Here is a 12,833-nt window from a genome sequence, read left to right as displayed (position 1 = left end):
GCTATGAATTCCTACGTATTCGGATTTCAGGAAATTGACAGATCAAAGTTTTCAATGGTCGGTGGCAAAGGCGCCAATCTTGGAGAACTATCCAGGATTGAAGGCATACAGGTACCCGACGGTTTTTGCGTTACCACGGAAGCATACAAAAAAATTACAGGAACCAGTGTTGAGCTCAATGCGTTGCTGGATCAATTGATCACTTTAAAACCGGAGAATAGGAAAGACATCAGTGAAACCAGTGCAAAGATCCGTAAGGTGATCGAAGAAATAGCGATCCCGGAAGATATAGATAATGAGATCACTCAGCATCTTGTACAACTCGGTGATAAAAATGCTTATGCCGTACGCTCCAGCGCTACAGCAGAAGACCTTCCTACAGCCTCCTTTGCAGGCCAGCAAGATACTTATCTGAACATCGCAGGAAAAAAGGACATTCTGAAACATATCAGCAAATGCTGGGCGTCACTATATACCGACAGAGCTGTTATTTATCGTTTGCAAAACGGATTCGACCATAGAAAGGTTTATCTGTCTGTTGTTATTCAGAAGATGATCTTTCCTGATGTAGCAGGTATCCTGTTTACTGCCGATCCGGTTACCGCTAACAGAAAGACGTTATCCATTGATGCCAGCTTCGGTCTGGGAGAGGCATTGGTTTCCGGGATCGTTACTGCCGATAATTATACAGTTCAGGAAGACCAGATCACTGGCAGGAAAATCTCTGCAAAGAAACTTGCCGTCAGGGCATCAGAAGATGGTGGTACGAAGCAACAGGAGATCAGGCCCGATCAGCAAAATGCGCAGTCACTTACCGACAAAGAAATTCTGGCACTTAATCACCTCGGAAGAAAGATCGAAGCTCATTTTGGCGCTCCCCAGGACATCGAATGGTGCTTGGCTGATGATACGTTTTATATTGTTCAGAGCCGGCCTATTACCACTTTGTACCCCATCCCCGAAGCGAATGATCAGGAAGACCACGTCTATGCCTCTGTTGGCCATCAACAAATGATGACAGACACCATGAAACCACTGGGACTATCCTTCTTTCTTTTAACGACCACTGCATCTATGCGTACGGCCGGAGGAAGACTATTTATTGATATTACACAAATGCTGGCTTCACCTACCGGCAGGAAAAGGCTGATGAACACACTGGGACAGTCTGAGCCGCTCATAAAAGATGCACTTACCACCATCATAGAACGCGACTTTATAAAATCATTACCGGAAGATGAAAAAGAAGCCGGACCTGGTCAGACAACACCACTTCCTGACTTTCAAAAAAAACCTACCGAAGCAGATCCTGACATCGTTAATACCCTGATCGATAGTGGTCAGGCATCAATACAAGAACTGAAACGAAATATCCAATCAAAATCAGGATCAGGCCTATTTGATTTTATCCGGGAAGATCTCCATCAATTAAAGAATACGCTATTCAAGCAACAAAGCCTGGATGTGATTATAGCTGCAATGAATGCCTCATCATGGATCAATGAAAACATCAACAAGTGGTTAGGCGAAAAGAATGTGGCAGACACCCTTTCTCAATCCGTACCAAACAATATCACCTCGGAAATGGGCCTCGCATTGTTGGATGTTGCAGATGTAATTCGCCCTTTTCCGGAAGTAATTGACTACTTACAACAGGTAAAAGATGAACCTTTTTTAGAGGAACTGGTAAAGTTCAACGGTGGAGAGGAAACCCGGGACGCGATCCAAAGCTTCCTCACCAAATACGGTATGCGATGCAGCGGTGAAATCGACATTACCAGGACCCGCTGGACTGAAAAACCTAATACGCTTGTTCCGATGATCCTCAATAATATTAAGAGCTTTGAGCCGAACGCCGCCAGCAAAAAATCCCAACAAGGGTTGCAGGAAGCGTTGAAAAAAGAAGAAGAGATATTAGACCGGCTGAAGCAATTACCGGATGGCGAGGAAAACGCCAGAGAAACAAAACGAATGATCGATGTGATCCGGAATTACAGCGGTTACCGTGAATATCCCAAATATGCGCTGGTGAATCGCTACTTCATCTATAAACAGGCTTTGCTGAAAGAAGCGGAACACCTCTTACAAGCAAACGTTATTCATGAAAAAGAAGATGTCTTCTATCTCACTTTTGATGAATTTCGCGATGTTGTACACACCCGCAAATTGGACTATGAGATCATCAGCAAACGAAAAGAGGAGTACAAATTATATGACAAGCTAACGCCTCCACGTCTTATTACTTCTGACGGTGAGATCATTACAGGCAAGTACAAGCGTGAAGACCTCCCTGCTGATGCTATTGCAGGCCTGGCTGTTTCTTCCGGTATTATAGAAGGACGGGCACGTGTCATCTTAAACATGGAAGATGCCGATCTGGAAGACGGTGATATATTAGTCACCTCCTTTACGGACCCTAGCTGGACGCCATTGTTCGTATCCATAAAAGGCCTGGTTACCGAAGTCGGAGGAATAATGACCCACGGAGCCGTTATCGCTCGTGAATATGGTCTGCCGGCTGTTGTTGCAGTGGAAAATGCCACCAGGCTAATCAAAGACAAACAGCGGATCCGGGTGAATGGAACAGACGGATATATAGAAATTTTATAACCTGAGGGGTTCTTTTTAATACCGGCCGCGCCGGATACGGGCGCGGCCGCATTGATCGTGATTGCAGACCTACTCATTTACTATAATCTCCCAATCGGTATCAACATCTTTACCCATTAACAGGTTTAGATCGAGGTATTTGTCAGCCCCTTTTACAACAAAATGCATATCAGCTCGCGATGCAAATCCATCAGCCGTATGCTGCTCCGACATGTTACCATATGGCACAAAAAAAATATCCTTTATAGCACCCGTCTCGCTTTGTATAGCATGATTGGCCCTGATATATTCTTCAGCCTTTGCATAGGTGTCTGAATATGGAACAGCAATAAAAATTACACATTTGGTAATTATCACTATTACCTGGACCCCGATGCCTATTTTTTCTCCTATGGCCTTCCCTTTCCGGGCTTCTTCTTTTTTTATCCTGTCAAGCAGAAAGAAGATCAACGTAACAAAGAAAAGTACCCAACCTATGCTTTTGCTTTCCCAGAAGAAGTAAAGCCCGGCGAACCGGCAGAGATAGCCGTATAGTAAAAATATGGCAGTAATGATCATTAATACCCTTGTTCGCAGGGAGAAAAAGTCCAGATATTTCATTGGTATAGCCCGTATTTGATATCGCGGTTAATCTACCGCTACATAAACATACTAAAATTCCTCAAAGTATAAACGAAGCAAGCACAGTTCCTGGATCGCAATGGGTGGCCTATCAAAAAAAGTTTACTTTTGATAGATAACATAGCCTGTTTTCAATCTATGCGTCAGAAACTCAGAGAACATATCGAAAAAATAATACCTCTCAGTGATGACGAGTTTGAGTTTGTATTTAGTCATTTCACCACTAAGAAGTTCAAGAAACACCAATATCTTATCCAGGAAGGCGACCCCGTAAAGTATGCATACCTTATAATTTCCGGGCTTTTAAAGCTTGTATTTACAGATAATACCGGGAAGCAGCATATCGTTTCTTTTGCTATGGAAGACTGGTGGGAAAGCGATTATTATGCCTTTTATACGCAGACGGTAGCGACAATGTCCTTAGAGTGTCTTGAAAATACGGAGGTATTCTGCCTCTCCTTCGAAGATTACAAAAAGCTGTGCGACGGCCTTCAGAAGATGGAACGGTTTTTCCTTCATAAATCAAACTTTGGTTTCCTGGCAGCACAGCGCCGCATACTATCCCTGCTAACATCCGACGCGAAAGAGCGTTATGAACAACTCGTCAGGCAATCTCCATCACTTATTCAACGTGTACCCAAAAGCCTTCTGGCTGCCTATCTGGGCGTTTCCCGCGAGACCTTGAGCAGATGATCATTCTCCGCAGCTGTGACATTTCTCACTTTATAATCGTGATGAATGTCAAACCTCATTACACGGGTTATCCAAAACTTTGCAGTATAAAATTAAAAGCAAAGTATCATGGAAAAAAGGATCATCAATCCCTGGCAATGGCAGGACGAACGAAGCTACGTACAGGCAGTTGAAGTAAAACACGCGGAAAGCACGCTTTATTGCGCGGGACAGGCCGCCGTGAACGCCGATGGAACATCCAGTAATGAAGATATGGGCGCGCAGTTAAAGCTGGCCATACAAAACCTGGAAAAAGTAATCACAGAAGCAGGGTACGAATGTAAGAACATTGTACGCCTGAATCTCTATACAACCTCCTCGGCAGAGTTTTGGGACCACTTCCATATTTTTCAGGAATGGATTGCCAAACACGGTATTAAACAGGCAGTCACTTTATTGGAAGTGAAAAGCCTTTTCGAAACATTGAAAGTTGAACTGGAAGCAACAGCAGTGAAATAAAATGCCTATGCTCAATCCGGATCATTTAACAAGGATCACACTGCCCTTTCGTAAAAAATCGCCGTCACACGCATTCCAGGCTTTCACGAACCAGTAGTATGCTCCCGGCTCCTGCAACACACCCTTGAAAGTACCGTCCCAGCCCCGGGCACTATTTCCGGTGAAAATCAACTCTCCCCAGCGGTTGAACACACCGAAGGCTTTCACGGTATTTGCTCCGGTGGAAATGACACGGAATACGTCGTTCTTACCATCTCCATTCGGAGTAAATGCTGTGGGCAGGAGAATATCGGCACCGCCTATCTTGTTAAAGAACACTTTGATGGAATCCTGGGCAGAGCAGCCCATTGAGTTATAGGCTGTAACGGTATAAGTGGTTGTTTCAAATGGGCGGACCACCGGATTGGCAATGGTGTCACTGCTTAATGAACTGGATGGCGACCATTCGTAACGGCGGCCTCCCGATGCGATCAGCTGGGCGAAGCCTAAGGTGCAGCTGATGTCATTGGATTTGAAGAGCTGTAGGTCCGGAACGGGATCGATAGTGATCTGTACATCCAGTTGTTTACTCCGGTTACATACCGTATCAGAGATCAATAAGCTATATGCAATAGTAGAAGTGGGAACGCCCACCGGATTGCTGATGTCGGGGTTATTTAAATAGGTATCCGGGGTCCATCTGTAAACGTCGCCTCCACCAGCTATAAAGTTTATTGCAGATGGTACGCAGTAGGCAGTATCGCTGGGATATACAGACATATCGGTCTCATACCGGTACGCCACATTAATGGCGTCTGAAAATACATTATTGCAATAGTCAGTGGCCCTTACCGAATATTGACCTGCCACCAATGTCACTGCGTAGGTCTGGGCAGTACTGCCATCCTGCCATCTGTAATTCCGGAATCCGGGACCGGCGTCCAGGGTTAAAACAGTAGAATCGCAAAGCGTACTGTCTGGTCCCAATGCCAGTACCGGACTAGGGATCACCCGCACAAGGAAGGTATCCCTTTTTACTTCGCAGCCTACTGTACCTTCGAATCGTATCTCGTGAGCGCCTCCTGCACTAAATAGCACCCTGATAGTGGAATCATTCACCGTTCTTGAATACACATTCGGTGACAGGGTCCAACTACCATTTGTAATAACGCAGTTCCCGTCAATGTGAGCGACATAGGTCAGCGTATCTACCAGGTTGCAAACGGTATCTTCACCGCCTATTCTGATGTCTCCGCAGCTGGTAGAGTAACAACGTGTGTCTACCTGGAAATCAAATGCCCTGACAGTAGGTGAGAAATGTATATTCTGGAAATTGTAGCTGGTGATTTCATTCCAGTTATAAGCCATACTGGTATAGGTTGTAGGAGTAGTACTCCTTAAGACTTCTTCATTGGTACAGTTTTCAAATGTCCCATTCGGACTTAGCTTAATAACCATGACATCAGTATTATCACTACCCACCACCCAGATAGATTTGTCTGAAGCCTCAATCGTAGCCGCTGTATACATCGGATTAGGGGAGGTAAATCTCTTACTATATACCAGGTTATTTCCCTTATCAAATTTATAGAGGTAGCCTTCGCCACTACCCTGAGGACTACCAGTAACTAAATACCCGCTATCTGCCGTTTGCACGAACCCGGTGTAGTACATATTATCACGAGGCGATACATCCAGCTTAAATGTTTTCAGCGGATTCAGATTCTCGTCGAAAATGACAAATCCTTCCTGCATTTGCGCATATGAGGCGCCATCGAGGATGTGCACACTGACCCTGTATTCTTTGGTGGGCGAATATTGGATCTTACTACCAAAGGCGCCCCTGCCATCTATAAAATAGACATTAGTACTGTAAACAGTACCATCTGCGAGGGACATCTTCACGTAGGTATCGCCATATTCATAAGGTAAACGGCCGGTTCCGGACACGATCAGGGTATCTCCTTTCTGTACGGCAGAATAAGCCGTTTCATCCGTACCATATTTAAATCTCTTCGTCCACAAAGTGTCACCCGAATTATCCAACTTTACGACCATCCAATCAGATTCAAAGTTACGATCGTATTGGATCGCGCTTAAAACATATCCGTTATCTGTCGTACTAAGTATATCCAGGCCCAGGGCAGATTCGCCCTGAGTACCTTCTGAGAATTTGGATGACCACAGCACATTACCGTTCAGATCTACCTTCATGGCAACCGCTTCACCTATGGTATTACCAAAAGACTTGGTCTGAGCGGCTAACAGGATCGATCCGTCAAGGGCCAGGCTCATTCTTCTGAACTGTTCATAGCCTGCTCCTCCATATGTCTTACTCCATATGATCCTGCCATCTTTTGCCATCCTTATCAGGAAAATATCTGCGTCTCCGGAGCCATAACTGGTAGTTTCCCCACCAATGATCAAATCTCCACCTGCTATTTCTATGATGCTCTGGGCTGATTCAGTGTTATTTCCCTTCAGGGTGAGTCTGAAGGTATTGTTATTACATTGTGAGTAAACGTTGGTGGCAACCAACAATGTCAGAATAAAGAAAACAAACCTCATAGGGTCAAAATGTAATGGGATAATCGCAATTCAAAAATATTGTCCGCTTTGGGCAGCAAAAGTATTGATATTTAGCGATATTCGATTATTTGGACGCAAAATAAATGCATCGCAATTATGAGGTTAGCAACACTTGACTAGACGATATATTGATCATTGACGATGGACCTCTTTGGCATTATACATTGAATAGGCAACCCGTCCTTCAGCTGTAATAACCAGCGCCTTTGTAAGCGAGGCATCCTCCACCCTTGATTTGATAGCCCTACCCGCCACAGGCAGTTTACGCCTGGCCAGCTCCTCTAAAATACTTTCTGCTTTTTCAGCGGTAGAATGGTCCCCACCAGCTACAAAAAAATTAATATCCTTCAGTTGATTAAACGGCACCAATTCCGGGGTACTATCGAATAGTCTAATTATAGCACCGATTACGGTCCTCCCTTTTGCCATGAGGTCCATACTATGCAAAAGCGCATTATAACGTTTACCCTCAGATGTCGCTGTCATGGCGACCGTTATGCAAGGCCCCATACCGTCTGTCCATAACCCATCATTTATTAACGCAAAGGGAGCATTATATTGGATAGGACCGATCTCACTTGCATCTTTCGCCAATTCCCTCAACTCCTCATAGGACAACTCTTTTATAGAAAATCCTTTCCCAATCCAATCATCCAGCGCACCACCATCCTTTCCGCCCCACTCTGTCAATCTTTCTGCGGCGGTCAGTAATTCATCAAGACTTGCATATTCAATAGGGGCCTTTTCCTTAATGGCTTTTTCAACACCATTATACGAAGTGCCATCATATATTTCATTAGCCTGGTCTCCATATTTTTCCTGAAGTAACATTGCAATCCTGAATGCCGGAACTCCAGAAAACCGTTTCAGTTCATCCGTCCAGTGTTTTTCCACCCCTCCCATTACTTCTTCCTGCTGCTCATTTACGACCTGCGGCTTCACCTCCGCTATTTCCCGCTGATCGAACCCTCCTATTTCCTGCATACCGCCTACAGTCATCTCTTCATTTACCACTTGCGGCGCCAATTCCATCATTTCCTGTTGATCGAACTCACCCATTTCCTGCATACCACCTACATTTACTTCTTCTTCGTCTGATTCATCCCAATCATACAGATCCAATTCGTCTGACAAAAAACGCCACTGGAAGCGATTATCTACAAAGCTGACAAAATATCCCCATTGTTCCGGATTACCAGGATTGATATAAGGCAACAGTATCCGTGCTACCCTACCCTTATCAGGCCCGGTATTTATTTTAACCAGGGTATACCATTTCAAACCTTTAGGCACCATTCTTTGAACAACAGCCCCGGAAACTGCACCAGGCCCCACCTGCTGCTTAACCGGATCACTGCCCTTCAATTGAAAAGGTTGAATATCCGTTGTTCCGGATTGATCAATTTTTTTCTGCAAAGGAAAAACAGCGGGGACATTCTCTGAAATGTGATCATCAGAGACAGAAAGAAGATGCTTATCTTCAGGTCCATTATTGGTTTGCATCTTCTGAATTGGCCTGACCGCCTGTCTGGACATTCCGGACAAATTCTGACTATCCGCGGCGGGAGAAGAAGCCAGATGTGTTTGTTCAGCTTTGCTATTTTCAGGTGCCATAGTACTATTGAAATGCTCTTTTAATATATGGCATAATTCTGATGTGAAGTTTTCCAAATTAGTTAGGTCACTGCTGGCGGGCCTCCCTGGCAGATAAAAAATTTAACCTTTTTTCCTGTTCTGTGTTATTAAGCGTAACCATTCCGATCCTCAAAACCATAAACCACTGATTTCGCTTTAACGCCCCGGCTACTGTCTGGCCATTGAAACTATATACCATATTCCTCATTTAGACTTTAAACCTCCATTATGAAAAGAATTGTATTAATTGGCAACAAATCATGGGAAGTTGAACCTATTTTAAATGCCTTATTGAACGTAAGGATCCGCCCTCAGGAACTGCCCGACCCTACCTTGCTGAACTATCCATGGACATTCCCGCAAGGTACCGCAAAGCCCCGCGCAGTATGGGATACATTCCAGCAGATCACCATTGAACTTTGGTGTGTGCAGGATATCATGGACCCTAAATGGAATCCTTCCAGCTCGCAGGGAAAACACGAATGCCTCCCAAAAATACTTAAGTACCGGGCTGAAAAACCCGATCTGGTAGTAGCATTAGGTACGGCTGCCCTCGGTCTGAACGGAGGTAACAACAATGGTTGTGTGGTATTTGGCAGCAATATCTTCATTCATAACTACCATCCCAATGGAGAAAATCCGCAAAGCGTATGGGACGATCCGGCACATTTCGAAAAAGTACTTTCTTCTGCAGTCAACGCAAATATCTTCAATCGACTGGATGACAGTACCATCAAATTAATAGAGCAACGTTTGCTGAAGCCTTACCTGAATCCTTCGGATAAGATCAGCGTTATGTCCGATAAAGACTACATAGGAGTGAGTGTAGTGAACATCACCAACTATGCAGATTACCAATACTCCGATGAGAGCGGGCTAAAGGTACTTGCCGGCACAGGCAACACGCTGCCTGTAGGCTCAGTAGAAACGACTCATGGCGTGATACGTCTGTTATGCGATGCGCCTTTCCTCTTTATTTCCGGTATTACTGACCGCGTAGGGCACTTCGCTGATGATGTGGATGGAACAGATGCAAACGGCAACGTAAAAACAGAAGCACAGAATTTCACGGCAGCATTTAACATCGGTGTTTGCCTGAGTCACCTGATACCTAAAATGGCAGCATTTGTAGCGCCACCATTAACGAAAACATCAAGAGTAACAGAAGAAGCATAAAAGCAAAGAGGCCGTGGAATGTCCCGGCCTCTTTTTTTTATAGCTAACAAATTGGTTTACTTGTTACGGCGATCATCCAGAATAAGATCAAGTATTGTTCTTTTCTGCTGCCACTCCTTTACATCTCCATTGATCACAATTGTTTTTCTTCTCTGGACCAAATCAATGATAAGCCCTATAGCAGCACCTGTTGCAATGCCGGCAAGCGTACTTTCGGCAATGATGCTTCCGGTTTCGCTTTCTTCCACATCAAAACCAAAATCGTCCTCAAGTACATTATTTGTTGCAATCCCTAAAGTTAATCCCGACAAACTGCCTATAGCAGCGCCAATTGCCATAGAATGCCCGATAGCCCTTTTTGTCTTAATGGTGCCTATATCTTTCAGATGGACCTCATGTAATATTTTGTTACTCCGAAGTAAGATGGAAGTATCTGTAGTTGCTACAAGATTTCCTTTGGCAATTTTGTGCCCCTGCATATCAAACACTCTCACAAATGTACTTTTAGCATATGTTGGGATTATGCAGAAAAACAACGTCAACAGCAGCAGAAAAGCATTCTTTTTCATAACCAGTATTTTTATAATTGACATACCGATAAATTCAGCAAAGCGCGTTGTAGTTCCTGGAGTTTATTAAGATATGAGGCTATTGGGGAATCTTATTTTGAGGGGAATAATTACATCAAAGGTACAGGATTTCTCTCCGACCGGCAATAAATAGCCGGCCGGAAAGAAGCATATTTATCAAATATCATTGAAACCGGGACAGAGCCAATCTCCTGTTACTTCTTACCGGTCGCAGCGCTATACAATGCGCCCACGACACGCGAAACCCCATCAGAGGTATTATTCTGAAAAGTGATAACACCCGTTTTCTTTTCACGATCGAAATACAAGAATGTCTGAATACCGGGATCAAGACCAGAATGCCCCCATAACGTCACCTTACCGGATGGCGTTTCGAATTCGGATGTACGCCATGTTAACCCTTGCGTCTTATCCAACTCCAATTGTGTTGTAAGCATTTTGTCAAGCGTCGCTTTTTTCAGTATCCGTTTGCCATGCAGTTCACCGCCATTCAGTATTGCCGCCAGATAATAAGATATTTCACGTACGCTGGTCCTTACAAGTCCGTCGGGATAATTGGGGAAGCTATACAAACAATTCTGTACATAGGTACCGACCTTAAACTCAGATTCATTACGGTATAATCTTGTAATTGTCAGAATATCCTTTTTGTTCTGTTCCGTGATGTAGGCATAGGGCCGGATATAATTGCTCGTATCTACTTCACTAATCATCCATCCGGTGTTTTTCATACCCAGGGGTCGGAAAATATTTTCCTCACAATACAAATTGAAAGGTTGTTTGGCTACCTTTTCCACAATCAGCCCAAGTAGCCCGAATGCAACATTTGAATACCTGCGCTTTTCTCCCGGAAGCCAGTCTGCAAAGCTGTCACCGTTATTATATAACTTTCCATCAGCAGCCAGCACACCACGGATCCAGTCGTTCAGGGTAAGGGTCGGATCTCCGCAGGCATAACTGTCTTCATACGCCTTACTGTCAATGATAGAGGAGGTATGTGTTAGGATCTGGAAAACAGTGATGGGCTTATCCGGATGTTTTGGATTGATGATCTTAAAATCAAGATATGTGTTAATATCCGCGTTCAGATCAATTTTTCCTTTTTCCCATAGCTGCATCAAAGCCGTTGCTGTAAATGTCTTGGACACTGATCCGATGTTCATTATACCATCAATGCTCATCGCTTTGTTATTAGCAATGTCAGCTTGTCCATAAGCCCTGGACCATGCTAATTTTCCATCTTTGACAATAGCGGTAGCAAAACCAGGGATGTGCTGTTCCACCATTAGCCTTTTTATTTGTACGTCGGCAGAATCATATGCCTCCTGCGCTATTCCCCGAATGGTGCAGCATAGCATTAACATCAGATAAACGAAAATCCTTTTCATATGCAATGTATATTGTGGTTGAATCTGTCGCGGGTGTCTTTCCGTATACAGTAAGTTAACGAATTCCCAATGCTGTACCAACGATGCAGCTTCCTTTATTTCAAACAGTTATATTATACGGTAACCTGCTGACTGTTCGATTGTGAACAATCACTGTACGTATAAGGGCATATTACAGGGGCTGAAGATAAAGTCCAATAATGCAATATCTTTGCTCCCATGCAAGAAGATGTCCTCAGATAAAGCACATTGCCATGAACTCAGTCCGCCAGGTTAATCATTGCGTTGAACTGCTTAATAAACGCTTTGATCTGCCCCTCTGGCTGCTGACCTATTACTGTAAGGGAAAAGCCGCGATTAAGCTTATATGCGGTACTGTGTTCATATTCCAGCTCCCTCAAATGCACTATACCAAACAAGTTATTCTTTTCATTAAATAATAATTCCAGTCTGATAGGCGACGAAGGACCATAAGCAACACCTCCATTGAGGGTATATGACGTGTATCCACAACTCGTGGATTTCCCAAACTGATATCCTTTGATAAAATCTTTTAACTGTGCCAATCCAACAGTAGGCTGGTTAATAATCCTGCTCAATACCGTTTCAGGTAAAGTTTCAGTTCTTATATTTTGTACTGAGGTATATCCTGTCAGCACGCCTGTCAATTTATTCTTCTCATTAAATACTTCATCCAATTTTAGCACTGCCAGAGCAGTACCCACTGCTTCCCCATTTACATACAGTGTACTTCCCTTTTCAATCCGGTGAGATTTGAATTGAGCAGGAGACAGATCTAATATTAGACCTATCACGTACCACTTATTCGTCTCTTCCGCAGTTTCTACAGGGACATTATCATTTAAAGTAAACAACAGCGCGCCTCCTATTTTATCCCTGACATTTGCCGGGCCATCAATCCTTTCACTTATGATAAGAGGATCTACCAGTTTCACCGTTTGAGTAACTATATTACTATCTGTCTGTGCAAAGCAATAACAACAGCAGTATGTAAGCGTAATAAACAGCAGTAATGTGGGCTTAAGCATCTTTC

The 12,833-nt window shown here is 43.9% G+C and carries 10 protein-coding genes; 4 read left to right on the top strand and 6 right to left on the bottom strand.

Features of this window, described 5'->3' with window-relative positions; translation table 11 throughout:
* Positions 1 to 3 precede the first annotated feature (3 nt).
* Positions 4 to 2,610: a phosphoenolpyruvate synthase gene (ppsA, locus tag C7475_RS24390; protein WP_110056023.1), complete on the top strand. Its 2,607-nt coding sequence runs from the start codon at positions 4 to 6 to the stop codon at positions 2,608 to 2,610.
* A gap of 69 nt (positions 2,611 to 2,679) precedes the next feature.
* Here ppsA and C7475_RS24385 read toward each other — a convergent pair whose 3' ends face one another.
* Positions 2,680 to 3,210 (bottom strand): hypothetical protein, encoded by a 531-nt coding sequence (locus tag C7475_RS24385; RefSeq protein ID WP_146217642.1) that lies wholly within the window; start codon positions 3,208 to 3,210, stop codon positions 2,680 to 2,682.
* Positions 3,211 to 3,369: 159 nt separating this feature from the next.
* Between C7475_RS24385 and C7475_RS24380 the strand changes: the two genes are divergently transcribed.
* Positions 3,370 to 3,924 (top strand): Crp/Fnr family transcriptional regulator, encoded by a 555-nt coding sequence (locus C7475_RS24380; RefSeq protein ID WP_110056021.1) that lies wholly within the window; start codon positions 3,370 to 3,372, stop codon positions 3,922 to 3,924.
* Between the two features lie 108 nt (positions 3,925 to 4,032).
* A complete protein-coding gene (locus tag C7475_RS24375) occupies positions 4,033 to 4,422 on the top strand; it encodes a RidA family protein (RefSeq protein ID WP_110056020.1) in 390 nt (129 codons plus the stop codon).
* Between the two features lie 21 nt (positions 4,423 to 4,443).
* On the opposite strand, the gene C7475_RS24370 is transcribed toward C7475_RS24375, so the two are convergent.
* The gene (locus C7475_RS24370) at positions 4,444 to 6,969 is read right to left on the bottom strand and encodes a T9SS type B sorting domain-containing protein (RefSeq protein WP_110056019.1); all 2,526 of its coding nucleotides are present in this window, start codon (positions 6,967 to 6,969) and stop codon (positions 4,444 to 4,446) included.
* A 153-nt stretch (positions 6,970 to 7,122) separates the two neighbouring features.
* Positions 7,123 to 8,604 (bottom strand): hypothetical protein, encoded by a 1,482-nt coding sequence (locus C7475_RS24365; protein ID WP_110056018.1) that lies wholly within the window; start codon positions 8,602 to 8,604, stop codon positions 7,123 to 7,125.
* 249 nt (positions 8,605 to 8,853) lie between these two features.
* Here C7475_RS24365 and C7475_RS24360 point away from each other — a divergent pair, with 249 nt between their 5' ends.
* Positions 8,854 to 9,801 carry a hypothetical protein gene (locus C7475_RS24360; RefSeq protein ID WP_110056017.1) on the top strand — a complete coding sequence of 316 codons (948 nt, stop codon included), beginning with the start codon at positions 8,854 to 8,856 and terminating at the stop codon, positions 9,799 to 9,801.
* A gap of 56 nt (positions 9,802 to 9,857) precedes the next feature.
* On the opposite strand, the gene C7475_RS24355 is transcribed toward C7475_RS24360, so the two are convergent.
* The 3 genes from C7475_RS24355 to C7475_RS24345 all read right to left on the bottom strand — a co-directional run bounded on the left by C7475_RS24355 (position 9,858) and on the right by C7475_RS24345 (position 12,828).
* Positions 9,858 to 10,370, bottom strand: coding sequence for a hypothetical protein (locus C7475_RS24355; protein WP_146217641.1), 513 nt, complete (start codon positions 10,368 to 10,370; stop codon positions 9,858 to 9,860).
* 215 nt (positions 10,371 to 10,585) lie between these two features.
* Entirely contained in the window at positions 10,586 to 11,779 is a 1,194-nt protein-coding gene (locus C7475_RS24350; RefSeq protein ID WP_110056015.1) for a serine hydrolase, read from the bottom strand.
* A 260-nt stretch (positions 11,780 to 12,039) separates the two neighbouring features.
* Positions 12,040 to 12,828 (bottom strand): hypothetical protein, encoded by a 789-nt coding sequence (locus C7475_RS24345; RefSeq protein WP_110056014.1) that lies wholly within the window; start codon positions 12,826 to 12,828, stop codon positions 12,040 to 12,042.
* Positions 12,829 to 12,833: the final 5 nt, after the last annotated feature.

The sequence above is a fragment of the Chitinophaga sp. S165 genome, from assembly GCF_003182155.1.
Classification (GTDB): domain Bacteria; phylum Bacteroidota; class Bacteroidia; order Chitinophagales; family Chitinophagaceae; genus Chitinophaga.
This window is presented reverse-complemented; position numbering and strand designations above follow the sequence as displayed.

Bases quoted from the DNA above. Each gene is read 5' to 3' on its own strand.
- ppsA (WP_110056023.1), top strand. From the start codon at position 4: ATGAATTCCTACGTATTCGGATTTCAGGAAATTGACAGATCAAAGTTT.
- C7475_RS24385 (WP_146217642.1), bottom strand. From the start codon at position 3,210: ATGAAATATCTGGACTTTTTCTCCCTGCGAACAAGGGTATTAATGATC.
- C7475_RS24380 (WP_110056021.1), top strand. From the start codon at position 3,370: ATGCGTCAGAAACTCAGAGAACATATCGAAAAAATAATACCTCTCAGT.
- C7475_RS24375 (WP_110056020.1), top strand. From the start codon at position 4,033: ATGGAAAAAAGGATCATCAATCCCTGGCAATGGCAGGACGAACGAAGC.
- C7475_RS24370 (WP_110056019.1), bottom strand. From the start codon at position 6,969: ATGAGGTTTGTTTTCTTTATTCTGACATTGTTGGTTGCCACCAACGTT.
- C7475_RS24365 (WP_110056018.1), bottom strand. From the start codon at position 8,604: ATGGCACCTGAAAATAGCAAAGCTGAACAAACACATCTGGCTTCTTCT.
- C7475_RS24360 (WP_110056017.1), top strand. From the start codon at position 8,854: ATGAAAAGAATTGTATTAATTGGCAACAAATCATGGGAAGTTGAACCT.
- C7475_RS24355 (WP_146217641.1), bottom strand. From the start codon at position 10,370: ATGAAAAAGAATGCTTTTCTGCTGCTGTTGACGTTGTTTTTCTGCATA.
- C7475_RS24350 (WP_110056015.1), bottom strand. From the start codon at position 11,779: ATGAAAAGGATTTTCGTTTATCTGATGTTAATGCTATGCTGCACCATT.
- C7475_RS24345 (WP_110056014.1), bottom strand. From the start codon at position 12,828: ATGCTTAAGCCCACATTACTGCTGTTTATTACGCTTACATACTGCTGT.